This is a genomic window from Pseudomonas sp. FGI182 (assembly GCF_000511325.1).
Classification (GTDB): domain Bacteria; phylum Pseudomonadota; class Gammaproteobacteria; order Pseudomonadales; family Pseudomonadaceae; genus Aquipseudomonas; species Aquipseudomonas putida_Z.
The window spans coordinates 5,030,873-5,053,256 of the sequence record NZ_CP007012.1 but is presented as its reverse complement, the minus strand read 5'-3'; the positions used below and the strand labels follow the sequence as shown (position 1 = coordinate 5,053,256).

Annotated in this window: 22 protein-coding genes; 8 read left to right on the top strand and 14 right to left on the bottom strand. The window is 64.7% G+C overall.

The genetic code is table 11. The features are described 5' to 3' along the window. Positions 1-36 precede the first annotated feature (36 nt). On the bottom strand, positions 37-984 hold the full coding sequence (gene dmeF, locus C163_RS22260) for a CDF family Co(II)/Ni(II) efflux transporter DmeF (protein ID WP_025340662.1): 948 nt from the start codon (positions 982-984) through the stop codon (positions 37-39). A gap of 70 nt (positions 985-1,054) precedes the next feature. Here dmeF and C163_RS22255 point away from each other — a divergent pair, with 70 nt between their 5' ends. After that, entirely contained in the window at positions 1,055-1,330 is a 276-nt protein-coding gene (locus C163_RS22255) for a metal/formaldehyde-sensitive transcriptional repressor (protein ID WP_025340661.1), read from the top strand. Positions 1,331-1,513: 183 nt separating this feature from the next. Continuing rightward, entirely contained in the window at positions 1,514-1,921 is a 408-nt protein-coding gene (locus C163_RS22250; protein ID WP_003258416.1) for a type II toxin-antitoxin system HicB family antitoxin, read from the top strand. Positions 1,922-1,939: 18 nt separating this feature from the next. On the opposite strand, the gene C163_RS22245 is transcribed toward C163_RS22250, so the two are convergent. The 7 genes from C163_RS22245 to C163_RS22215 form a co-directional block, all read right to left on the bottom strand. Beyond that, the gene (locus C163_RS22245; protein ID WP_015271818.1) at positions 1,940-2,872 is read right to left on the bottom strand and encodes a phosphatidate cytidylyltransferase; all 933 of its coding nucleotides are present in this window, start codon (positions 2,870-2,872) and stop codon (positions 1,940-1,942) included. 1 nt (position 2,873) lies between these two features. After that, positions 2,874-3,497: a lysophospholipid acyltransferase family protein gene (locus C163_RS22240; RefSeq protein ID WP_025340660.1), complete on the bottom strand. Its 624-nt coding sequence runs from the start codon at positions 3,495-3,497 to the stop codon at positions 2,874-2,876. A gap of 10 nt (positions 3,498-3,507) precedes the next feature. Next, positions 3,508-3,939, bottom strand: a complete 432-nt coding sequence (locus C163_RS22235) for a hypothetical protein (protein ID WP_025340659.1) — start codon at positions 3,937-3,939, stop codon at positions 3,508-3,510. After that, a complete protein-coding gene (locus C163_RS22230) occupies positions 3,936-5,384 on the bottom strand; it encodes a dual specificity protein phosphatase family protein (protein ID WP_025340658.1) in 1,449 nt (482 codons plus the stop codon). Before C163_RS22230 ends, C163_RS22235 begins: the two co-directional genes overlap by 4 nt. After that, on the bottom strand, positions 5,385-7,139 hold the full coding sequence (locus tag C163_RS22225; RefSeq protein WP_025340657.1) for a bifunctional alpha/beta hydrolase/class I SAM-dependent methyltransferase: 1,755 nt from the start codon (positions 7,137-7,139) through the stop codon (positions 5,385-5,387). It abuts the gene before it with no gap. A gap of 30 nt (positions 7,140-7,169) precedes the next feature. After that, entirely contained in the window at positions 7,170-7,775 is a 606-nt protein-coding gene (locus C163_RS22220) for a CDP-alcohol phosphatidyltransferase family protein (protein WP_025340656.1), read from the bottom strand. 236 nt (positions 7,776-8,011) lie between these two features. Further along, complete coding sequence (locus C163_RS22215) at positions 8,012-8,893, bottom strand: LysR family transcriptional regulator (protein WP_025340655.1); 882 nt, start codon at positions 8,891-8,893, stop codon at positions 8,012-8,014. Between the two features lie 77 nt (positions 8,894-8,970). Here C163_RS22215 and C163_RS22210 point away from each other — a divergent pair, with 77 nt between their 5' ends. Next, on the top strand, positions 8,971-9,735 hold the full coding sequence (locus tag C163_RS22210) for a sulfite exporter TauE/SafE family protein (protein WP_025340654.1): 765 nt from the start codon (positions 8,971-8,973) through the stop codon (positions 9,733-9,735). On the opposite strand, the gene C163_RS22205 is transcribed toward C163_RS22210, so the two are convergent. Beyond that, on the bottom strand, positions 9,725-10,039 hold the full coding sequence (locus tag C163_RS22205; RefSeq protein ID WP_025340653.1) for a putative quinol monooxygenase: 315 nt from the start codon (positions 10,037-10,039) through the stop codon (positions 9,725-9,727). The two genes, C163_RS22210 and C163_RS22205, sit on opposite strands and share 11 nt — an antisense overlap. A 154-nt stretch (positions 10,040-10,193) precedes the next feature. Between C163_RS22205 and C163_RS22200 the strand changes: the two genes are divergently transcribed. The 3 genes from C163_RS22200 to ggt all read left to right on the top strand — a co-directional run bounded on the left by C163_RS22200 (position 10,194) and on the right by ggt (position 13,587). Further along, positions 10,194-10,784 carry an NAD(P)H-dependent oxidoreductase gene (locus C163_RS22200; RefSeq protein WP_025340652.1) on the top strand — a complete coding sequence of 197 codons (591 nt, stop codon included), beginning with the start codon at positions 10,194-10,196 and terminating at the stop codon, positions 10,782-10,784. Between the two features lie 121 nt (positions 10,785-10,905). Next, complete coding sequence (locus tag C163_RS22195) at positions 10,906-11,802, top strand: LysR family transcriptional regulator (RefSeq protein ID WP_025340651.1); 897 nt, start codon at positions 10,906-10,908, stop codon at positions 11,800-11,802. A 117-nt stretch (positions 11,803-11,919) separates the two neighbouring features. Further along, positions 11,920-13,587 (top strand): gamma-glutamyltransferase, encoded by a 1,668-nt coding sequence (gene ggt, locus C163_RS22190; RefSeq protein ID WP_025340650.1) that lies wholly within the window; start codon positions 11,920-11,922, stop codon positions 13,585-13,587. Positions 13,588-13,717: 130 nt separating this feature from the next. Here ggt and C163_RS22185 read toward each other — a convergent pair whose 3' ends face one another. Both C163_RS22185 and C163_RS22180 read right to left on the bottom strand, forming a co-directional pair. After that, the gene (locus tag C163_RS22185; RefSeq protein ID WP_025340649.1) at positions 13,718-15,637 is read right to left on the bottom strand and encodes a methyl-accepting chemotaxis protein; all 1,920 of its coding nucleotides are present in this window, start codon (positions 15,635-15,637) and stop codon (positions 13,718-13,720) included. A gap of 174 nt (positions 15,638-15,811) precedes the next feature. Then, positions 15,812-16,699 carry a neutral zinc metallopeptidase gene (locus tag C163_RS22180; RefSeq protein WP_025340648.1) on the bottom strand — a complete coding sequence of 296 codons (888 nt, stop codon included), beginning with the start codon at positions 16,697-16,699 and terminating at the stop codon, positions 15,812-15,814. Between the two features lie 226 nt (positions 16,700-16,925). Here C163_RS22180 and pcaH point away from each other — a divergent pair, with 226 nt between their 5' ends. After that, positions 16,926-17,645 carry a protocatechuate 3,4-dioxygenase subunit beta gene (gene pcaH, locus C163_RS22175; RefSeq protein ID WP_003251597.1) on the top strand — a complete coding sequence of 240 codons (720 nt, stop codon included), beginning with the start codon at positions 16,926-16,928 and terminating at the stop codon, positions 17,643-17,645. Between the two features lie 10 nt (positions 17,646-17,655). After that, complete coding sequence (pcaG, locus tag C163_RS22170; RefSeq protein WP_015271805.1) at positions 17,656-18,261, top strand: protocatechuate 3,4-dioxygenase subunit alpha; 606 nt, start codon at positions 17,656-17,658, stop codon at positions 18,259-18,261. Between the two features lie 126 nt (positions 18,262-18,387). Here pcaG and trmA read toward each other — a convergent pair whose 3' ends face one another. The 3 genes from trmA to C163_RS22155 all read right to left on the bottom strand — a co-directional run bounded on the left by trmA (position 18,388) and on the right by C163_RS22155 (position 22,267). Then, entirely contained in the window at positions 18,388-19,473 is a 1,086-nt protein-coding gene (gene trmA / locus C163_RS22165; RefSeq protein WP_025340647.1) for a tRNA (uridine(54)-C5)-methyltransferase TrmA, read from the bottom strand. Further along, positions 19,470-20,765, bottom strand: coding sequence for an NCS2 family permease (locus tag C163_RS22160; protein ID WP_015271803.1), 1,296 nt, complete (start codon positions 20,763-20,765; stop codon positions 19,470-19,472). Before C163_RS22160 ends, trmA begins: the two co-directional genes overlap by 4 nt. 281 nt (positions 20,766-21,046) lie before the next feature. Then, a complete protein-coding gene (locus C163_RS22155) occupies positions 21,047-22,267 on the bottom strand; it encodes an MFS transporter (protein ID WP_025340646.1) in 1,221 nt (406 codons plus the stop codon). Positions 22,268-22,384 lie beyond the last annotated feature (117 nt).

The window sequence follows — 22,384 nt, the reverse complement described above, 5'->3', positions numbered from 1 at the left end:
AGTTGCCTGGGCTCGACGTCCAGCTGTCTGGTCGCGCTATGCCAGGCGGTTGACCTCGACGGTGATGTGCGCCAGTTCTTCATGTACGCCCAGGGCCTGGCGCACGCTGTCGGCGCTGAGTTCGGCCCGGGCGGCCAGGCCGAGAATGCAGGCGTACTGGTCCTTGCCCACGCGCCACACGTGCAGGTCGGTGATACTGGCCGGCACCGGCAGCTGCGCGACCACCTCGCGGATTTCCTCCACTACCGGCGCGTCCATCTCCGCATCCAGCAGCACCCGCCCGGTATCGCGCAGCAGCCCGCGGGCCCACAGCGCCACCAGCAGCGCACCGACCAGGCCCATGACCGGGTCGAGCCAGCCGGCGCCCCAGTACTTGCCGGCCAGCAGGGCGACGATAGCCAGCACCGAGGTGGCGGCGTCGGCCATCACGTGCAGGTAGGCCGAGCGCAGGTTCAGGTCGTGGTGATGGTGGCCATGGCCATGGTCATGGTGATGGTCGTGGCCATGGTGATGATGAACGTGATGGTGATGGTCGTCACGCAGCAGCCAGGCGCAGATCAGGTTGACGGCCAGGCCCACGACGGCGATGAAGATCGCCTCGTCATAGTGGATCGGCCCCGGTGCCAGCAGGCGCTCCACCGACTGGAATACCATCAGCCCGGCCACGCCCAGCAACAGCAGGGCGCTGGAGTAGCCGCCGAGAATCTCGATCTTCCAGGTGCCGAAGGCAAAGCGCCGGTCGCCGGCATAACGCCGCGCGGCGGCATAGGCCAGCAGCGACAGGCCCAGGGCCAGGGCGTGGGAGCTCATGTGCCAGCCGTCGGCCAGCAACGCCATGGAATTGAAGAACCAGCCCCCGGTAATTTCCGCCACCATCATCACGGCGGTCAGCCACACGGCCAGGCGCGTCTTGCGCTCGGCCCCCAGGTTGCTGGTATGGAACTGGTGACTGTGCTGCCAGCGGTCTGAGGTTTGTGTCGCCATGGTTTATCATGCTCCCGGAACGTCGAGAAATATACTATACCCCAGTATACCTAGCATGGTGTGAAACCCAATGGCACATACCCTGAAGAGCAAGAAGCAGCTGCTGACCCGGGTGCGCAAGATCAAAGGCCAGGCCACCGCCCTGGAGACAGCGCTGGAGCAGGACAAGGACTGCCTGGCGATACTGCAGCAGATCGCCGCCGTGCGCGGTGCGGTGAACGGGCTGATGGCCGAAGTGATGGAAGGGCATATCCGCGAACACCTGGTGGCGGACGGGCTGAGTGCCGAGGAGCGGCAGGAGGAGGCGGACAAGGTGGCGACGTTGCTGCGGTCGTATCTCAAGTAGCAGACCGGCGGCACCGATACCCTAGGGGGTATTGGTACCCGAAGGTACTTGCTGATTTCCTACGTGTCAGAAGGCATGTTCTTACTTTGCCATCCAATCTGTCCGCTAGTCGCGACGCGTGTGCATAGTGTGTAGTGCGCTTTGTTCTGGTCAATTCGGTGTGTATGTCAACGGAGGTAGTCAATGAAATTCCCGGTCGTATTGCACAAAGACGCCGACTCGGACTACGGCGTGACCGTACCTGATGTGCCCGGTTGCTTCAGCGCCGGTGCCACTGTTGCAAAAGCATTGGAGAATGTTCAGGAAGCGCTGGCGCTGCATTTTGAAGGGTTGGTCGCAGATAACGAGGCGTTGCCGCAGGCACAGGAAGTCGATGTCCATGTGGCGAACCCTGACTATGAAGGTGGGGTCTGGGCTGTTGTGGATTTTGATGTCACCCCGTACCTGGGCAAGGCGGTTCGCTTCAATGCAACGCTGCCGGAAAACCTGCTTCAACGAATCGACGAAAAAGTGAAGCGTGATCATCGCTATGCGTCCCGCTCCGGTTTTCTGGCGTCGGCTGCACTGCGAGAGTTGGCCCTTTCGCACTGATCGGTACGCTCACTTTCGCTACGCCCACCAATACCGCACAAAGTGGAAGAATACCGGCGCGGCAAAGCACACCGAATCCATGCGGTCGAGCATGCCGCCGTGGCCTTCGATCATATGCCCCCAGTCCTTCACCCCACGGTCGCGCTTGATCGCCGACATCACCAGCCCGCCGAAGAAACCCATGGCGTTCACCGCTAACGCCATGAGTGCGGCCTGCCAGAAGGTGAAGGGGGTGATCCAGCAGAGCAGGGCGCCGATCAAGGTGGCCAGTGCCACGCCGCCGGCCAGGCCTTCGACGGTCTTGGATGGTGACAGGTTGGGCGCTACCTTGTGCTTGCCGAACAGCTTGCCGCACACGTACTGCAGCACGTCGCTGATCTGCACCACCAGGATCAGCCAGGCAATCAGCAGCAGGTTGCGGCCCTCGTAACCCGGGATGTCCAGGGTCATCAATGCCGGCACCGACGACACGCAGTACACCGCGATCATCAGCCCCCACTGCACCTTCGAGGCGCGCTCGAGAAAGCGCGTGGTGTCGCCGCCGAAGCTGGCCAGGATCGGCAGCAACAGGAACAGGTACACCGGGATGAAGATGCTGAACAACCCGTACCAGTCCATGGCGATCAGCACGTACTGCACCGGCAGCGCCACATAGAACGCCGCCACCAGTGCCGGGTAGTCGCTGCGCCGGGTCGGGGTGAGCGTCATGAACTCGCGCAAGGCATAGAACGATACGCCGTAGAACAGCACGATCACGCCGTACTTGCCGAACAGGAAGGCGATGCCGATCACCAGTACCATCACCCACCAGGCGTTGATGCGGGCGTTGAGGTTGTCGATCACCGCGTGCGGTGCCGGGCCGGCGCGCCATTTGAGCAGGCGGCCGATCACGCTGGCGAGCAGCAGCAGGGCGCCGATGCCGGCGAACAGGGAAAGGGTGTTGTCGTCCATCTCAGGCATCCTTGGGGGCCAGGTTCAGCAGGGCCTGGCTGGCCCGCTCGAGAAAGGCTTGCTTGCTTTCATCCGCCTGCAGGTGCAGCGGCTCGCCAAAGCTCAATGTGCACAACAACGGCAACGGCAGGGCGCGACCCTTGGGCATCACCCGGTTGAGGTTGGCGATCCATACCGGCACCAGTTCGACTTCGGGGTTGGCTGCTGCCAGGTGGTACAGCCCGCTCCTGAACGGCATCAGCGGCTCGTCGCCGAGATTGCGAGTGCCCTCCGGGAAGAAGATCAGCGAGTCGCCCTGGGCCACGGCTTCGAGGATCGGCTGCAACGGGCTGCCCTGGCCGGCGCTGTGTTGCCGGTTGATCAGCACACCATTGAAGACCTTGCGGATGAGAAAGTCGCGAATGCCCGGCTTGGCCCAGTAGTCGGCGCCGGCTACCGGACGGGTACGCTTGCGCAGCGGTTGCGGCAGCGAGGCCCACAGCAGTACGAAGTCGCCATGGCTGCTGTGGTTGGCGAAATACAGGCGCTGCACCGGCAGCGGCGTGCAGCCCAGCCACAGGGCGCGGGCGCCGGTGATCAGGCGGGCGGCGGAAGTGATGAGGTAGGCGGTCAGGTTGGCGAGCATGGATCGGTAGTCATCCCTTCAAAGGCAGTGTCAGCAGGGTAGCCAAGACCAGCGACAGCTGCAGGCCCAGGCACACTGCCTGGCGGCGTAACAGGGCCAGCGCGGCCTGGCTGCGGGCAGGCCAGGCGCGGGAATCGGTGGCCTGCGGTTTGAGTTTCAGCTCGAACAGGGCATGGTCCAGGGCCTGGGTGTCCGCCGCCAGGTCGCGGCTGGCGGCGAGGCGGGCGAACAGTTCGGCATCCAGGGCCACGCGAATGGCCCAGTACTTGTGCAGCAGGCCTAGTACCAGCAGCGCAATGCACAGCAGGTTGGCCAGTGGTTGCAACTGTGCACCCAGCAAGGGCGCCAGGCCGTAGGCCAGGGCCAGCAGGGTGAGGCTGTCCGACAGGCGTTCCAGTTGTTTGCCACGGCCCAGCAGGCTGGCCACCACGTACAGCGTCATGGTTGTGTCCCTAGCTGTTGCAAGGCTTGGCGATGTGCGCTGTGCAGGACCACGCCGGGGCGGGCCTTGCGGATCAGCGCCTCGGCCTGGCGAGCATCAGTGCAGCGGCCCGTGAGCACCAGCCAGGCGGCCACGGCGCTGGCACTGCGCGAATAGCCCAGGGCGCAACAGACCAGCACCGGGCCTTGGGAGCGCAGGCGTTCGATGGCGATGGCGGCCTGGTGCAGCAATGGGCTTTCCGGGGCGATCAGATCCAGGGTAGGAAAACATGCGTAGCCAACGGCGGACGCGACCTGTGTAGGAGCGGCCTTGTGTCGCGAAAGGGCTGCGAAGCGGCCCCAGATTTTCAGCTTCGCAGCAGATATTGCTGGGGCCGCTTCGCAGCCCTTTCGCGACACAAGGCCGCTCCTACAATTGTCCGCGCTGTCCTGAACATGACACGGTAGCTCTGCGCACAAATCGACCACCGCAGCGAAATGCGCGGCACACCCAGGAATCCGCCCAAGGTAGACACCATCACACACTTCATCCGCCTGCGGGTGCCGCCAGGTCCACAACCTCGAGTTGACCCACGCCCCCACCAAGTATGGCGCCAGCAGCCAGCTGGCTGCATTCGACAAGCGCCCATCGGCGCCTTTCTGAAACCCGCCTGCACCGAGCACGCCATAGTTCAGCGCCACCAAAGCCAGCGACACGGCCGGCCAGGTCAACCACAGCCAGGTGCCGCCCAACGCAACGACAGGCACTGCGCACAGCAGCCCACCCACTGTATAGAACAACGCCAACCGCCAACGCTTGGCATCCCGCGCAAGGCGCACCTGCTGCCAGGGCAGTTGCCCTTGATGTGGCCACAACCAGACGCAGACGAACCCCGCCAATGCCCCGGTCGGCACGTCGATGAAATGGTGCTGCCAGGTGGTCAGCACCGACACCCCGATCAGTGCCATCCAGCCATGCATCAGCCAACGCCAGGGCTGGCGTTGTACGTGCCGGGCAAACATCGTCCAGATGATCACCAGCAGGGCGATATGCAGTGAAGGCGCCTGGTTGAACGGCTTGTCGAAGCCCATCAGCACATCGAACATCCAGCCGAACACCCCGCCCAGTTCCGGCCGCTCGAAGGTGAAGCGCAGCGGCCAGAGCAGGAAGCAGCTGACGCTGATCAGCTGTGCGGTTAGCAGCGCCAGCGCGTGCCGGTCCATTTCCTGGCGCGTACGCGGCAGCAGGAAAGACAAGCCGTAGAGCAGGTCGATCGACCAGTACGGGATGATCGTCCACGGCCACAACGGCATGCGGCTTTCCCAGCCGAACACCAGGCTGCCGACATCACTGCGCCCGGCGGTGTGGTTGTTCGCCAGCCCGTAGCTGAGGAAAAACAGCGGCCCCAGCAGCAGAAGCCAGAATACGCCCCGGCGGATCAGCCCGGGCTCGCGTGATGGGCTCATTCAGCGCACCCGTTGTGCCAGGCTGACGCTGAAAATGCCCCATTCATCGATGCGCTGGGCCAGCTTGCGGAACCCCGCCGCCTCTATCAGTTGGTCCATTTCGGCCTGGCTGCGGCGGCGCATCACCCAGGCCTCGCCGCCGCGGTGGCTGGTGAGGGCGCGGGCGATCATTTCCAGTTGCGGGTGCCACGGCTGGCCGGTGTAGACCAGGTAACCGCCATCTTCCAGCGCATCGGCCAGGCCGGCCAGCGAGTTGCCTACCAACTGGTTGCTGGCGAACAGTTCGTACAGGCCGGAGACCACGGCCAGGGTCGGTGGTTGTTCAAGGGTGGCCAGGCTCTGGCGGTCGAAGGCATCGCCCTGGACGAAGCGGGCGATGTCGGCCAGGCCCTTTTCGGCAATCAGTGCGCTGCCTTGCTGCACGTTCAGTTCGCTGTAGTCGCGCAGCAGGATCGAGTCCGGCAGTTGTTCGAGTCCCTGCAGGGACTCGAGGATGTAGCGGCCATGGCCGGCGGCGATATCGACGATGTGCACCGGCCGCTGCTGTTCGCGCAGGCGGGCGATGGCCAGGCGCAGCAGTTCCTCTACGTGCAGCTTGCGTTGGCGGATGCCGCGCCAGCCGATGGCGTCGAGGTAGTTCTGGTCGACCAGGCGGCCGAGCTTGCCTTTGCCGGTCGGCTGGTTGCGGTACACGTAGTCCAGGGTACTGCCCGAATCGAAACCGGTATCGAAACCCAGCTTCACACCTTCGGACAGCCCCTTGCCCAGGCGCAGCCCGGCGCGGGTAGCGCGCCAGTAAAGGTCGCGGGGCGAGTTGCGCGGCAGCGGTGCGGCCAGGCTTTCGGCCTCGGCGCAGCTGGCGCCGGTCTTGTCGGCATCGAGCAGTGACGGCAGGGCAGCGGGGCTGGCGAAGCAATGTTCGACGAACCGCTCGATACGCCGCAAGGCATGGGCCCGATCACGCTCGCCAAGGGTGTCGTGGAAGAAGCCTGGCAGGATGTGCATTTCCTTGCGCGCACTGCCCAGGCGTTCGAAGAAGCGTTCCTGCGGCTGGCGTTCGACCACGAAGTCGGCACCGGACACCAGCAGCTGGGTCGGCAGCTGGATGGCCTGGGCATCCGCCACCACCCGGTCGGCGGCTTCGTACAGGCCCAGCAACATGGTTACCGAAATCGGCCGGCTGATCAGCGGGTCGGCCACATACGACATGACCCGTTCGGGGTCGTGGGTGAGCAGGCGAGGCTTGACGTAGCTGTTGACGAAGAAGTTGCCGCGCAGGGCCTTCAGCAGTTTCAGGCCGGGGCGGGCGAACGGCACGTACAGCTTTACCTTGAACGCTGGCGAGGCCAGCACCAGGCAGCGCACCTTCGGCGCGTAGTCGTGGGCCCAGGTGGCGACCAGCACGGCCCCGACGCTCTGCGCCAGCACCACCAGGTCCTGTTCGGCAATGCCATGGCGGGCCTGGATGTGCTCGATGAAGGTCTGCACGTCGCGCACGCTGGTGGCGAACCCCGGGCTGTCGCCGCGCGCGCCCGGCGACTGGCCGTGGCCACGGGCATCCCAGGCGAAGAAATCGTAGCCCGGCATGTCCAGCTCATCGGCCAGGTGGGCCATGCGCCCGCCGTGTTCGTGGCCGCGGTGGAACATCACCACGGCCCGGCGTGGTTGGTGTTGGTTACGGGTGGCAGGCCAGTGACGGTAGTGCAGCTCGACGCCGTCATGGGTGGAGAAGTGCAGCGCTTGCGCTTGGCGCATGGTCGACATCCTTTTACGACGGCAGTGGGCTCAGCGGGTTTCGGCCAGCCCCTGGCGAACCCGGTTGTAGAGGGTATAGAGCGAGAGTGCGAGGATGACCAGCAACAAGCCGTTGATCCAGGCGCCGTTCAGCACGCCGAAGGCGACGCCGGTACCCAGCACGCCGAAGGCGAACGCCCGGTCGCTCTTGCCCATGGGGCCGTCGTAGCGCCGTGAGGCGCCGGCCAGCGGGCCCATGACACCGGCGTATTCGCTGAAGGTGGCGCTGAGCACCACGAGTACGACCAAGGTTGGCGATACACCGGCCAGCAGGGCGAAGGGCAGGTACAGCGCGGCATCGGCGATCACGTCGCACAGTTCGTTGAGGTAGGCGCCGAGGGTGGATTGCTGGCCGAACTCCCGGGCGAGCATGCCGTCGACGGCGTTCAGTGCCATGCGCAGCAGCATCCAGACTGGAGTCAGGATGAATAGCCAGGTGAGATGGGGCAGGGCGGCCAGCAGCAGGCCCAGCAGGATTGACAGCAGGGCGGCGGCGACAGTGACCTGGTTGGCGGTGACACCGCGGTCGTAGAGGCGCTGGACAGCAGGGCGGAGCAGGGCCTGGAAGCGCGGTTTGAGCTGGTAGATCGATGCCACTGGAAAGTCCTTTTCGGTGGTGCGATGGGAGGATTGTGTGCGAGCGGCCGAAAAAATGCACTTACTGTGTGGGAGCGGCCTTGTGTCGCGAAAGGGCTGCGCAGCAGCCCCGGCAATTTCTGCTGCAACGCTGAAAATCTGGGGCCGCTTCGCGACCCTTTCGCGACGCAAGGCCGCTCCTACATCGATCGCGTTGGCTTCAAGTCATGCGCAGCACAGGCAACATACTGATCGCGTCAGCGGGTGAGGGTGGTTACCAACCCTGCGGCATACCCCGGCAATGCCGCAAAATCGCGTGCACACACCAGCAACCGGCGATTGGCCCATGGTTCCGTCAGCGCCACCCAGTGCAACGGCAACACCCCTTGCCAACGCTTCACCGCAGCCAGCGGCACCACCCCCACCCCGGCCCCGCCCGCAACCATGCGGATCACGCCATCGAACCCCTCGGCACGCACTCGAACCCGCATGCGCCGCCCCTCGCGCAGTGCCTGCTCTTCCAGGTACAACGCCAGTGCACTGCCAGCCCCCAGGCCGACATAGCCATGGGCCAGGCTATCGATGAAGCTCGGCGCGACCTCGTTGGCCAGCGGGTGGTGCTGCGGCGTTACCAGCACCAACGGGTCTTCGCGAAACGGTCGGGTCTGCAGGTGCGCGCTGGGTGCGGCGGTCGAAACGATGCCCAGGTCTGCCATGCCTTGGGTAATCGACTGCACGATGCGCAGGCTCGGCAACTCCTGCACATCCACGCTGACTCCAGGGTTTTCAGCCAGGTAGCCGGCCAGTAGTTCCGGCAGGTACTCCGTGAGCGCAGCCGTGTTGCACAGCAGGCGCACCTGGCCCTGCTGCCCTTGCGCGTACTGGCCCAGGTCGAACTGCAGGCGCTCGACCTGCTGCGTTATCAGCCGGGCATGCTGCAGCAGCGCCTGGCCTGCCGGGGTCGGCTGCACGCCACGGCGGTTGCGTTCCAGCAAAGGGATGCCCAGCGATGCCTCCATGGCGCGGATGCGCGCACTGGCTGCTGCCAGCGACAGATGGCTGCGGCTGGCACCGGCGGTGATGTTGCCGCACTCCAGGGTGTGCTGGAACAGCCTGAGGTCGATCAGGTCGAAATGCATGTGGCTCTGTCCTGGCAAGAGTCTGGCTGAGTATATGGCAGATTTTCACCCCGGCCGGCGCACGCCATCATCGGCCCATGAATACCTTGCTCGCTTTCTACCAGAACATTGGCCCAGCGCTGTCGCTGCTGGTGGTACTGACTTTCCTGCTGGCCGGCGCGGTGAAGGGCGTGATCGGCCTCGGCCTGCCAACGATCGCCATGGGCCTGCTGGGCCTGGCTATGTCACCGGCGCAGGCTGCGGCGTTGCTGATCGTGCCTTCGACCCTCACCAACCTGTGGCAGCTGGCCAGCGGTGGGCACCTGCGGGGCTTGCTGGCACGCCTGTGGCCAATGCTGGCGATGATCTTCGTCGGTACCTTGCTGGGCAGTGCCTGGCTGGGGATCAACAGCGGCCCTTGGGCCGCACATGCACTGGGCGCGGCCTTGATGGTGTATGCGCTGTACGGGCTGGTCGGCCCGGGCCTGCGCCTGGCACCGGGGCGGGAGCCTTGGCTGGGGCCGCTTTGCGGGCTGGTTACGGGCGTGGTCACGGCGGCGACCGGGGTATTCGTGATACCGGCTGTGCCCTACCTGCAGAGCCTGGGTTTGAGCCGGGAACAGATGATCCAGGCCCTGGGCCTGTCGTTCACGGTTTCGACCCTGGCCTTGGCCGTTGGCCTGGCCGGGCAGGATGCCCTGGGTGGCCAGGCACTGGGGGCTTCGCTGCTGATGCTGGCGCCGGCCTTGCTCGGCATGCTGGCCGGCCAGTGGCTGCGTCAGCGCATCAGCGCGCTGCTGTTCAAACGCTGCTTCTTCATCGGCCTGGCCGCACTCGGCGGCCATTTGCTGATCAGCGGTTAGCGCTTGATGCGCTGAGCATGTCGATCATCTGGATGTCGAAGTCGCGTTCCAGGTAGTCCATGCGCTTTTCGAAGAACGCGGTCATGTGCGGCAGGGCCGAATGCACATCCAGCGCGGCCTTGTCGGCCCAGACCTCGAAGAACACGAACAGGCTCGGGTCCTGCTTGTCGCGCAGCATGTGGTATTCGATGCAGCCCGGCTCCTGGCGGCTTGCTTCGACGTAGGCGCGGAACAGGGTTTCGAACGCTTCAGCCATTTCCGGGCGGGTCTTGGCTTTGAGGATGAAGGCGTACTGCTCACTCATGGGTCGCTACTCGTTGATGGGAGGTGATGCGATTCTAAGGCAATAATGTATTGTTGATTCGTGACTTCAGGTCAATTGTATTTTGCCTATGCATTACTGTATCCCGCGCCCGCGAGCCCCTAACCTGCCGGCCTGAATTTTCCGCGAGGCCCGCATGAAGAAGATCCTTTTGCTCAACGGTGGTAAACAGTTCGCTCACTCCGGCGGTCGCCTCAACGCGACCTTGCACGAAGCGGCCATCGCTCACCTGGACCGGGCCGGTTTCGATGTACGCCAGACCTTCATCGACGGCGGCTACGACGCCCGGGAAGAGGTGGAGAAGTTCCTCTGGGCCGATGTGGTGATCTACCAGATGCCCGGCTGGTGGATGGGCGCGCCATGGACCGTGAAGAAGTACATCGACGAGGTGTTCACCGCAGGCCACGGCAGCCTGTATGCCAACGACGGCCGTACCCGTGCGGACTACTCGCAGAAGTACGGCAGCGGAGGCCTGGTGCACGGCAAGCAGTACATGCTTTCGCTGACCTGGAATGCACCGCAGCAGGCATTCGACGACCCGAGCGATTTCTTCGAGGGCAAGGGGGTGGACGCGGTGTACTTCCCGTTCCACAAGGCCAACCAGTTCCTCGGCATGACCGGGCTGCCGACTTTCCTGGCAGTGGATGTGATGAAGCGGCCGGATGTGCCGGCTGCTTTGGCGGCCTATGAGGCGCATCTGGACAAGGTATTTGGCAAGGCACAGTAAGGTTTTTCCTGTGCTGGCCTCTTCGCGGGTAAACCCGCGAAGAGGCCCGTACAGGCACCGCTGGACTTGGCCTCGACAAGCGGCTATCTAATCCCTGCAGAGACCAACCACAGGCGCAGATGTGAAAACCCGATCCGAAGAACTCCAGGTATTCGTCGCCGTCATCGACTGCGGCTCGATTTCCGCTGCTGCCGAGCAGATGGGCCAGACCCCGTCCGCCGTCAGCCGTACCCTGTCGCGCCTTGAGGGCAAGCTGGGTACCACGCTGGTCAACCGCACCACTCGGCGCATGGACCTGACCGAGGAGGGCCGCTTCTTCCTCGAACGCGCGCGGCTGATCCTGGAGCAGATGGACGAGATGGAAGAGCGCCTGTCGATGAACCGCCAGACCCCCACCGGGCGCCTGCGCATCAACGCCGCCGCGCCGTTCATGCTGCACGCCATCCTGCCGTGGATCGGCGAGTTCCGCCGCCAATACCCTGGCATCGAACTGGAACTCAATACCGACGACCTGATCATCGACCTGCTGGAGCAGAGCACCGATGTGGCGATCCGCATCGGTGAACTGGCCGACTCCAGCCTGCACGCACGCAGCCTGGGTTGCAGCCCGGTACAGGTGCTGGCCAGCCCGGCCTACCTCGAGCAGCACGGCACGCCGCAGCGGGTCGAGGACCTGGCCAACCACTGCCTGCTTGGCTTCAGCCAGCCCGAATCGCTCAACCACTGGCCACTGCGCCATGCCCAGGGTGACCGCTGGAGCATCCGCCCGGCGCTGATCGCCTCCAGCGGCGAGACCTTGCGCCAACTGGCGCTGGCCGGCGAGGGCATCGTCAGCCTGTCGCACTTCATGACCCACGAGGACATCCGCACCGGGCGCCTGCAAGTGCTGCTGAGCGAAGCCAACAACGGCTACCGCCAGCCGATCCATGCGGTGTACTACCGCAACACCCAGCTGGCGCTGCGTATCCAGTGCTTCCTCGATTTCATCCAGCGCAAGTTGGCGATGTACGCCAGCTGAGTTGTCTGAACGCGACAGATCCTGCCCACAGGCGGCGAAACTTCCTGCGGTTGATTGCACAGTCGAAGCGCTTCGGCCTTACTGACTGCTCAACAAAAACAACACCAAGGAAGTGTCATGCGTATTGCTCCGTTCCAGTACCTGGCTCTCGCAGCCGCGATCCTGAGCTGTTCCTCGGTTCATGCCGCCAACCTTGAGGGCGGCGCGGTGGCCGCGCCCGATCAATATGGTGCACAGGTGGCCGCCGACATCCTCAAGAAAGGCGGCAACGCGGTGGATGCGGCAGTGGCCACGGCTTTCACCCTGGCGGTGACTTATCCCGAGGCCGGCAACATCGGCGGTGGCGGGTTCATGACCCTGTTCGTCGACGGCAAACCCTACTTCCTCGACTACCGCGAAGTCGCGCCCCAGGCCGCCACGCGCAACATGTACCTGGACGAAAAGGGTGAGGTCATCGAGAACCTCAGCCTGGTCGGGGCACGCGCTGCTGGCGTACCGGGCACGGTGATGGGGTTGTGGGAGGCGCACCAGAAGTTCGGCAAGCTGCCCTGGAGCGAGCTGCTGACCCCAGCCATCGGCTATGCGAAAAACGGCTTCAAGGTGGCCGCAAAGCAGTACCAGTACCGCAACGATGCCCAGGGCATGTTCAAGACCGCGACCAATTTCAACGACTACTTCGGCAACATGAAGGTCGGCGAGCTGTTCAAGCAACCGGAAATGGCCCAGACCCTGGAACGCATCGCCGACAAGGGCGTGAGCGAGTTCTACCAGGGCAAGACCGCCGACCTGCTGGTGGCGCAGATGCAGGCCGACAAGGGCCTGATCACCAAACAGGACCTCAAGGACTACAAGGCCGTTTGGCGTGAGCCGATGGCTGTGAGCTGGCGTGGCAACGTGGTGTATACCGCGCCACCGCCAAGCTCCGGTGGCGTCGCCCTGGCCCAGCTGCTGGGCATCAAGGAAAACCGCGCGGCGGACTTCAAGGGTGTGGCGCACAACTCGGCGCAGTACATACACCTGTTGGCCGAGATCGAGAAGCGTGTGTTCGCCGACCGCGCCGATTACCTTGGCGACCCGGCCTTCACCAAAGTGCCAGTGGATCAGCTGGTGGCCAAGGATTACCTGGCCAAGCGCGCCGCGCAGGTCAACCCGAAGGCCATTTCCGACACCGACAAGGTCAAGCCGGGCCTGGAGCCGCACCAGACCACGCACTTCTCGATCGTCGACAAGCAGGGCAATGCGGTCAGCAACACCTACACCCTCAACCTCGACTACGGCAGTGGTGTGGTGGTGAAAGGCGCCGGCTTCCTGCTCAACGACGAGATGGACGATTTCAGCGCCAAGCCGGGTGCGGCGAACGCCTTTGGTGTGGTTGGCGGCGATGCCAATGCCATCGCCCCGGGCAAGCGCATGCTGTCGTCCATGAGCCCCAGCCTGATGACCCGTGATGGCAAGGTCGAGCTGGTCATCGGTACCCCGGGTGGCTCGCGGATCTTCACCTCGATCTTCCAGGTGATGAACAACCTGTACGACTACGACATGCCGCTGGACAAGGCGGTGGCGGCGCAGCGCGTGCACCATCAGTTGCTGCCCAAGGACACCATCTACTTCGACAGCTATGCGCCGCTGACCGGGCCGGTGGCTGATGAACTGAAGAAGATGGGCTATGTGCTGGAGGACCAGGGCTGGGAAATGGGGGATATCCAGGCGATCCGGGTTGATGGGACGAAGCTGGAGACCGCTTCGGATCCGCGTGGGCGTGGGGTAGGGATGATCGTCAAGTAATACCTGTTCCATCGCTGGGAGGGCTTTACCCTCCTTTCGCGACACAAGGCCGCTCCTACAGGAGATCGCGGTCCCTTGTAGGAGCGGCCTTGTGTCGCGATGGGCCGCAAAGCGGCCCCAGATTCCAGGATCAGACGCGGAACTGGCTGACCAACGTCTGCAACTGCCCACCCAACCGCGCCAGCTCCACGCTGGACGCCGCCGTCTCGTCACTGGCCGCCGCCGTCTGCTCCGACACATCGCGCACATTCAGGATGCTGCGGCTGATCTCCTCCGCCACCGCACTCTGCTGTTCCGCCGCTGCGGCAATCTGCTGGTTCATCGACTGGATGCTCGACACCGTGCTGGTGATGCTCTCCAGCGAAGCCCCGGCCTTGCGCGCCAGCTCGACGCTGCTGTCGGTCAGGGTACGGCTGCCGTGCATGGCCGTAGCTACTTGCTGGGTCCCATGCTGCAGGCTGGCGATCAGCTCTTCGATCTCTTCGGTAGATTTCTGCGTGCGCTGGGCCAGGCCGCGCACTTCATCGGCCACCACGGCAAAACCACGCCCGGCCTCGCCGGCACGCGCCGCCTCGATCGCTGCGTTCAGCGCCAGCAGGTTGGTCTGTTCGGCCACCGACTTGATCACGTCCATCACGCTGCCGATCTTCTGGCTTTCCTGCTGCAGCAGGTTCATGGCTTCGGTGGAGCGGTGCATGTCCTCGGCCAGGCGTTCGATCTGGCCAATTGCTTCGCCCACCACGCGGTCGCCGGCACGGGCTTCGTCATCGGCACCGGTCGCGGCATGCGAGGCCTGTTCGGCATTGCGCGCCACTTCCTGAACGGTAGCGGCCATTTCGTGCATGGCGGTGGCTACCTGGTCGGTCTCGACCTTCTGGCTGTTGGCGCCGGCGCTGGTCTGCTCGGTCACCGCCGACAGTTCCTCGGCAGCGCTGGCGATCTGGGTGACGCCGTCGCGGATGCCGCTGATCAGTTCGCGCAAGGTGGTGCCCATGCGGGCGATGCCTTGTTGCAGCACGCCCAGTTCGTCGCGGCGGGTGACGCGCAGATGCTGGGTGAGGTCGCCGCTGGCGATCTTTTCCACTGCCACCATGGTGTCGCGCAGCGGGCGGGTGATTTGCCGGGTGATCAGCACTGCCGCCAGCACGCCGACCAGCAGCGCCAGCAGCGTGGCGATGGCCTGCAGGCTGCGGGCCTGGGTGCTCTCGATGTCGCGGCGCTGCAGCTGGATCTGGTACAGCGCGTCGCTGCGCTTGACGATGTCCGCACCCTGCACGGTCATTTCGGCGCGCGCAGTGGTGATGTTGGCGACCGCATCGCGGAACTGGCGCACGGCGTCACGGTAGGCCAGCACCGAGCCTTCGAACTGTTGCAGGCGCGTGTCTTCGGCCGGCAGCTGGCGCTTGAGGTTGTCGATTTCGGCCAGGGCGGCGTCCAGCTGGCGCAGGGCGGCCTGCTCGTTGGCAGCGCTGTTTTCGGCAATGTAGCCGCGTACGTCGATGCGCACCTGCAGCAGTTGCTGGCGGGCCTTGCTGATCAGCTGGTACTGGGCCAGGCGCACGCTGTCGGCTTCGGGGCGCGCCATGACTTCCTGGCTGAGGGCGTCCATGGCCTGGTCGGCGCGGCTGGCCGAACCGTCCATGGCCGTGCGCGCGGTGCGGGTGGCGTCGTAGCCCTGGCGCATCTTGTTCAGCGACACCTTGTAGGCGCTGATGGTCTCGCCCAGTTCACCCAGCAGCTTGATGTTTTCCGGGCTCTTGAAGGTGCTGGCCAGGTAGGCCTGCTGTTTGCTGAAGGCGTCCAGCTTGGTCTGGGTGTTGGCGGCGGCGGCATCGTCGCCGTTGGCGATCATGTACTGCAGGCGGGCAATGCGCAGGTCGGTCAGGTCCTTGTTGAGCTGGCCGATATCGCCCATCCAGTTGCTGCGGTCGATCAGGCTGCCCAGGCTGGTCCAGCCGGTCAGGGCCAGCAGGCCGGTGAGGATCAGTACCAGGCCGAACCCCAGGCCGAGTTTGAGGTTGACGCTGATGTTGGCGAACCAGCTGTTCATGCACGCTCTCCAGAAGTTGTTTTCGCTCGCTTGATCTTCGATCGCCAGGCGTTGTTGTTCTGGATGCCCGCTGATTCGTGCAGGGGTTATCGGCAGTGATGGAGGAAGCTGAAACGCTTTTTCAGCAGATTTGTAACTGGCTTGATTGGGGCTGCCTTGCAGCCCCATGAAGCCTCAGAGGTTGCGCGCGCTGAAGGTATCGCAGCGGTTCACTTCGCCCTCGGCAAACCCGGCCTTGAACCAGCGCACCCGCTGCGCCGAGGTGCCGTGGGTGAACGAGTCTGGTACCACGCGCCCGCGGCCTTGCTGCTGCAGGCGGTCATCGCCAATGGCATTGGCCGCGTTCAGTGCCTCTTCGACGTCGCCCGGTTCCAGCCAGTTCAGGCGCTTCTGCGCCTGGTAGGCCCATACACCGGCCAGGCAGTCGGCCTGCAGCTCTTGGCGCACCAGCAGGCCATTGTCGCCTTCCATGCGTTGGCCACTGCGGCGCGCGGCATCGACTTTGGCCGACACGCCCAGCAGGGTCTGTACGTGATGGCCGATTTCGTGGGCGATCACGTAGGCCTGGGCAAAGTCGCCGGCTGCGGCGAAGCGGGTTTCCATTTCGCGGAAGAACGACATGTCCAGGTAGACCCGTTGGTCTGCCGGGCAGTAGAACGGCCCCACCGCCGCCGAGGCAAAGCCACAGGCCGAATTGACCTGGCCGCTGAACAGCACCAGCTTGGGGTCGCGGTACTGCTTGCCGCCCTCGGCGAACAGGGCTTTCCAGGTGTCTTCGGTGTCGCCCAGGATCGAGGCGACGAACTCGGCCTGCTGGTCGTTGGCCGGCGGGGCCTTGCCGCCCGCGCTGCTGGGGGCCTGCTGTTGTTGCTGCTCCATCTGGCCGGCGAGCTGGCCAAGAATCTGCAACGGGTCCTGGCCGGTGAGCCAGCCAATGCCGACAATCAGCAGCACCGCACCAAGCCCCAGCCCCTTGCCGCCGCCGAAACGCATGCCGCCGCCACCACCTTCGCCTCGGGCATCGACCACATTGTCGCTGCGTCGGCCTTTTCGCCAATCCATGAATGCTCTCCGGAGCGTGAAACAAGAAGACAAAGATTAGTCCACGACGGCGACGAGTGTCAGGCCAAGGTGCTTATGCATAACCAAATGGTTATGTTTGATGTGGCTGATTTCAATATTCATTGCACGCTACCTGCCTGAAACTGCATGTGGGAGCGGGCTTGCCCGCGACAGGGTTTCAAAGAACCCCCCGCGCATTTCCATAATTCCAAGAGAGGAAACCGGCATGCCCGCCCAGGACAACAGCCGCTTCGTGATCCGTGATCGCAACTGGCACCCGAAAGCCCTTACGCCTGACTACAAGACGTCCATTGCCCGCTCGCCGCGCCAGGCGCTGGTCAGCATCCCGCAGTCGATCAGCGAAACCACCGGCCCGGACTTTTCCCACCTGGGCTTCGGCGCCCATGACCATGACCTGCTGCTGAACTTCAACAACGGCGGCTTGCCGATCGGCGAGCGCATCATCGTCGCCGGCCGTGTGGTCGACCAGTACGGCAAGCCTGTGCCGAATACCCTGGTGGAAATGTGGCAGGCCAATGCCGGCGGCCGCTACCGTCACAAGAACGACCGCTACCTGGCGCCGCTGGACCCGAACTTCGGTGGCGTCGGCCGTTGCCTGACCGACCGTGATGGCTACTACAGCTTCCGCACCATCAAGCCGGGCCCGTACCCATGGCGCAACGGCCCGAACGACTGGCGCCCGGCGCACATCCACTTCGCCATCAGCGGCCCGTCGATCGCCACCAAGCTGATCACCCAGCTGTACTTCGAGGGTGACCCGCTGATCCCGATGTGCCCGATCGTCAAGTCGATCGCCAACCCGCAAGCCGTGCAGCAGTTGATCGCCAAGCTCGACATGAGCAACGCCAACCCGATGGACTGCCTGGCCTACCGCTTCGACATCGTGCTGCGCGGCCAGCGCAAGACCCACTTCGAAAACTGCTGAGGACCCCGCCATGCCAATCGAACTGCTGCCGGAAACCCCTTCGCAGACCGCCGGCCCCTACGTGCACATCGGCCTGGCCCTGGAAGCGGCCGGCAACCCGACCCGCGACCAGGAAATCTGGAACCGCCTGGCCAAGCCGGACGCGCCGGGCGAGCACATCCTGCTGATCGGCCAGGTGTATGACGGTAACGGCCACCTGGTGCGCGATTCGTTCCTGGAAGTGTGGCAAGCCGATGCCAACGGCGAGTACCAGGATGCCTACAACCTGGAAAACGCCTTCAACAGCTTCGGCCGCACCGCCACCACCTTCGATGCCGGTGAGTGGACCCTGCACACGGTCAAGCCGGGTGTGGTGAACAACGCTGCGGGCGTGCCGATGGCACCGCACATCAACATCAGCCTGTTTGCCCGGGGGATCAACATCCACCTGCACACGCGGCTGTATTTCGATGACGAGGCCGAGGCCAATGCCAAGTGCCCGGTGCTCAACCTGATCGAGCAGCCGCAGCGGCGCGAGACCCTGGTGGCCAAGCGTTGCGAGGTGGACGGGAAGACGGCGTATCGCTTCGATATCCGTATTCAGGGGGAAGGGGAGACGGTGTTCTTCGACTTCTGAGTCGGGCCTCGGGGCCGCTTTGCGGCCCATCGCGACACAAGGCCGCTCCTACAGGGAATCGCGTTCTTCCTGTAGGAGCGGCCTTGTGTCGCGATGGGCTGCAAAGCAGCCCCGGCGATCTGAAGGTCAGCGCCGAACCAGCAAAACCCCACTCTCCATATGGTGGGTATAGGGGAACTGGTCAAACAACGCACACCGTTCGATGCGGTGGGTGTCCTGCAACTGGGCAATGTTCGCCGCCAGCGTTTCCGGGTTGCACGAGATGTACAGGATCCGCTCGAAACGCCGGGTCAGCTCGCAGGTGTCCGGGTCCATCCCCGCCCGTGGCGGGTCGACGAACACCGTACCGAACGCGTAGCTCTTCAGGTCGATGCCTTCCAGACGGCGGAACGGCCGCACCTCATTCAGCGCCTGGGTCAGCTCTTCTGCCGACAGGCGCACCAGCCGCACGTTATCCACAGCGTTCTCGTCGAGGTTGCTCAGCGCGGCATTGACCGAGGTCTTGCTGATTTCCGTGGCCAGCACCTGGCGCACGCGGGTGGCCAGCGGCAGGGTGAAGTTGCCGTTGCCGCAGTACAGCTCCAGCAGGTCGTCATCGCGCTCGCCGATGGCCTCGAAGGCCCAGCTCAGCATCTTCTGGTTCACCGCGCCGTTGGGCTGGGTGAACGCGCCTTCCGGCTGGCGGTAGCTGAACACACGGCCAGCGACGTCGAGTTTTTCCACCGCGTAGTCACGGCCGATGACCAGGCGCTTGCCCTTGGAGCGGCCGATGATGCTCACGCCCAGGTCCTCGGCCAGCTGCCGTGCGGCCGTTTCCCAGGCCTCGTCCAGTGGGCGGTGGTAGCACAGGGTGACCATGGCATCGCCAGCCAGGGTGGTGAGAAACTCCACCTGGAACAGGCGGTTGCCCAGTTCCTCGCTGGCCTGCCAGGCCGCCTTCAGGCGCGGCATCAGTGCATTGATGCGCTGGCTGGCGATGGGGAAGTCGTCGATCAGGATCGCCTTGTGCTTCTCGCCCGGGGCGAACATGGCGTAGTGGCGCTGGCCATCCTCGCGCCACAGGCGGAATTCGGCGCGCAGGCGGTAATGCTCGCGCGGCGAGTCGAAAACGGCCGGCTCCGGCGCGCCGAACGGCGCCAGCAGCTCGCGCAGCCGGGCCACCTTGGCGTCCAGCTGGGTGGTGTAGGAGGAGGGGTCGAAAGCAGCACTCATGCGTTGAACCAGCCCAGCTTGATGACGAACAGGATGGAAAGGATCACCAGGGCCGGGTTCAGGTCGCGGTGGCGGCCGGAGATCAGCTTGACGGCGGTCCAGGAAATGAAGCCGAAGGCGATGCCGTTGGCGATCGAGTAGGTCAGCGGCATGGCCAGGGCGGTCACTACCACCGGTGCGGCTTCGGTGACGTCGTCCCAGTTTATTTCTGCCAGGCCCGAGGCCATCAGCACCGCGACGAACAGCAGCGCCGGGGCGGTGGCGAAGGCCGGCACGCTACCGGCCAGCGGGGCGAAGAACAGCGCCAGCAGGAACAGCACGGCGACCACGATGGCGGTCAGGCCGGTGCGGCCACCGGCGCTCACGCCCGCGGCGGATTCGATGTAGCTGGTGGTGGTCGAGGTGCCCAGCAGGGAGCCGGCCATGGCTGCGGTACTGTCGGCGATCAGGGCACGGCCCATCTTCGGCATGTGGCCGTCCTTGCCCATCAGCCCTGCGCGCTTGGCCACGCCGATCAGGGTGCCGGAGTTGTCGAACAGGTCGACGAACAGGAAGGCGAAGATCACGCTGACCAGGCCCACGTCCAGCGCGCCGGCGATGTCCAGCTGCAGGAAGGTCGGGGCCAGCGATGGCGGCATCGAGACCACGCCGCCGAAGGGCGTCACGCCCATCAGGATCGAGGCGATGGTTACGGCGAGAATGCCGATCAGCACGGCGCCGCGCACTTTCAGCGACTCGAGGCCGACGATCAGGAAGAAGCCCAGGGTGGCGAGGATCGGTGCCGGCTGCTTGAGGTCGCCCAGGCCCACCAGGGTGGCTGGGTTATCGACGACGATGCCTGCGTTATGCAGGGCGATCAATGCCAGGAACAGGCCGATACCCGCGGCAATGGCCGAACGCAGCGGCAGCGGGATGCTGTTCACGATCCATTCGCGGATGCGGAAGATCGACAGCAGGAAGAACATCACCGCCGACAGGAACACCGCACCCAGTGCCACCTGCCAGGTGTGGCCCATGTGCAGGACCACGGTGTAGGTGAAGAACGCGTTCAGGCCCATGCCCGGCGCCAGGGCGATCGGGTAGTTGGCGATCAGGCCCATGGTCACCGAGCCGATGGCCGCGGCCAGGCAGGTGGCGACGAAGATCGCGCCCTTGTCCATGCCGGTCTCGCCGAGGATGCTCGGGTTGACGAACAGGATGTAGGCCATGGCCAGGAAGGTGGTGACGCCCGCGAGAATCTCGGTGCGCACATTGGTGTTGTGTGCTTTTAGTTGAAACAGCCTTTCCAGCATGCCCGCTCCCCAAGGCGCCCCCGGCGCCATGAATGTATCGACCCCATCAGCAAAGCACAGACCGTACCGGTTGCCGTGGTTTTGTGTGGGGCGGAAAAAAGCCGCGCATCATACCAGCATGCTTGGCGGGGGCCTATGGCCGTTGGGGAATGGGTTCTCTATAGCCTGTACCGGCCCTTTCGCGGGCTTGCCCGCTCCCACAGGGACACCACAGGGCCTGAGGGCGGCGCGGTCCTTGTGGGAGCGGGCAAGCCCGCGAAGAGGCCGGCACAGGCGAGCGATCAACCGTTATGCAACCGGTCCCGCTTGGCCAGTGTCGGGAACAGCTTTATCCACACCCCGGTCACCACCAAAGTGCCCACCCCACCCAGCACCACCGCTGGCACTGTGCCAAACCAGTGCGCGGTCACCCCCGATTCGAACTCGCCGAGCTGGTTCGAAGCACCAATGAACAAGCCGTTCACCGCGCTCACCCGCCCGCGCATTTCATCCGGCGTCTCCAGCTGCACGAAGGCGCCTCGGATAACCATGCTGATCATGTCCGCCGCGCCCAGCACCACCAGCACTGCCAGCGAGAACCAGAACGAGGTCGAAAGGCCGAAGGCAATGGTCGCCACGCCGAACACGCCCACTGCCGTGAACATGGTCCGCCCCACGTTGCGCTCGAACGGGAAGCGCGCCAGCCACAGCGACATCAGCAATGCCCCCACCGCTGGCGCCGAGCGCAGCAGGCCGAGGCCCAGCGGGCCGGTCAGCAGGATGTCCTTGGCGAACACCGGCAGCAGCGCGGTGGCCCCGCCCAGCAGTACGGCGAACAGGTCCAGCGAGATGGCGCCGAGGATGTCGGGCCGGCTGCGAATGAAGCGGATGCCGGCCAGCAGCGATTCGATGCTGGCGCGCCCGCGCTGGGCCACCTGGCCGCGTGCCTGCAGGCTCAGGGTCAGCACGCAGGCGATGGCGTACAGGGCCACGGTGGGGCCGTATACCCAGATGCTGCCGAAGGCATACAGGAAACCGCCCACCGCCGGCGCCACAATGGTTGCCGACTGGGTGGCCGAGGCCGAAGCCGCCACCGCGCGTGGGAACAGCCCGGCCGGTACCACGTTGGGCAGCAGCGCCTGGGTCGCCGGCATTTCGAACGAACGCGTGGCACCGAGCAGGAAGGCGAGGGCGAAGATCAGCTCGCGGGTGACGTTGTCGGTGGCACTGCCCAGCGCCAGTGCCAGGGCTATCAGCCCCTGCAGGCTCTGGCACAGCGCAGCGACCTTGCGCCGGTCATAGCGGTCGGCGACATGCCCGGTGTGGAGCATGAACAGCACCCGTGGGGCGAACTCGACCAGGCCGACCAGGCCCAGGTCCAGCACATTGCCGGTCAATTGGTAGAGGTGCCAGCCAATGGCCACGGTGAGCATCTGGAAGCCGCTGGCGGTGAACACGCGGGCCAGCCAGAAGGCCAGGAAAGGGCGGTGGTGACGCAACAACTGCGGTGCGGAATCGGACATCGGAAACCAGGGGCCTCGGCGCAGTAGAGGGGTGCGCAGCGTATCATCTGTTTGTAACAAACGGTTACTGTTTGCCGGGGTCGGCACTTTTTCACGCGTCATGAAAGGGGGTGGGGC

Excerpts from the sequence above, each read along its gene's own strand:
- C163_RS22215 (WP_025340655.1), bottom strand. The coding sequence starts at position 8,893 with ATGCATTTCGACCTGATCGACCTCAGGCTGTTCCAGCACACCCTGGAG.
- C163_RS22245 (WP_015271818.1), bottom strand. The coding sequence starts at position 2,872 with ATGGACGACAACACCCTTTCCCTGTTCGCCGGCATCGGCGCCCTGCTG.
- C163_RS22205 (WP_025340653.1), bottom strand. The coding sequence starts at position 10,039 with ATGAGTGAGCAGTACGCCTTCATCCTCAAAGCCAAGACCCGCCCGGAA.
- trmA (WP_025340647.1), bottom strand. The coding sequence starts at position 19,473 with ATGAGTGCTGCTTTCGACCCCTCCTCCTACACCACCCAGCTGGACGCC.
- C163_RS22180 (WP_025340648.1), bottom strand. The coding sequence starts at position 16,699 with ATGGATTGGCGAAAAGGCCGACGCAGCGACAATGTGGTCGATGCCCGA.
- C163_RS22255 (WP_025340661.1), top strand. The coding sequence starts at position 1,055 with ATGGCACATACCCTGAAGAGCAAGAAGCAGCTGCTGACCCGGGTGCGC.
- C163_RS22225 (WP_025340657.1), bottom strand. The coding sequence starts at position 7,139 with ATGCGCCAAGCGCAAGCGCTGCACTTCTCCACCCATGACGGCGTCGAG.
- pcaG (WP_015271805.1), top strand. The coding sequence starts at position 17,656 with ATGCCAATCGAACTGCTGCCGGAAACCCCTTCGCAGACCGCCGGCCCC.
- C163_RS22240 (WP_025340660.1), bottom strand. The coding sequence starts at position 3,497 with ATGCTCGCCAACCTGACCGCCTACCTCATCACTTCCGCCGCCCGCCTG.
- C163_RS22250 (WP_003258416.1), top strand. The coding sequence starts at position 1,514 with ATGAAATTCCCGGTCGTATTGCACAAAGACGCCGACTCGGACTACGGC.
- C163_RS22200 (WP_025340652.1), top strand. The coding sequence starts at position 10,194 with ATGAAGAAGATCCTTTTGCTCAACGGTGGTAAACAGTTCGCTCACTCC.
- ggt (WP_025340650.1), top strand. The coding sequence starts at position 11,920 with ATGCGTATTGCTCCGTTCCAGTACCTGGCTCTCGCAGCCGCGATCCTG.
- pcaH (WP_003251597.1), top strand. The coding sequence starts at position 16,926 with ATGCCCGCCCAGGACAACAGCCGCTTCGTGATCCGTGATCGCAACTGG.
- C163_RS22230 (WP_025340658.1), bottom strand. The coding sequence starts at position 5,384 with ATGAGCCCATCACGCGAGCCCGGGCTGATCCGCCGGGGCGTATTCTGG.
- C163_RS22155 (WP_025340646.1), bottom strand. The coding sequence starts at position 22,267 with ATGTCCGATTCCGCACCGCAGTTGTTGCGTCACCACCGCCCTTTCCTG.
- C163_RS22210 (WP_025340654.1), top strand. The coding sequence starts at position 8,971 with ATGAATACCTTGCTCGCTTTCTACCAGAACATTGGCCCAGCGCTGTCG.
- C163_RS22185 (WP_025340649.1), bottom strand. The coding sequence starts at position 15,637 with ATGAACAGCTGGTTCGCCAACATCAGCGTCAACCTCAAACTCGGCCTG.
- C163_RS22160 (WP_015271803.1), bottom strand. The coding sequence starts at position 20,765 with ATGCTGGAAAGGCTGTTTCAACTAAAAGCACACAACACCAATGTGCGC.
- C163_RS22235 (WP_025340659.1), bottom strand. The coding sequence starts at position 3,939 with ATGACGCTGTACGTGGTGGCCAGCCTGCTGGGCCGTGGCAAACAACTG.
- dmeF (WP_025340662.1), bottom strand. The coding sequence starts at position 984 with ATGGCGACACAAACCTCAGACCGCTGGCAGCACAGTCACCAGTTCCAT.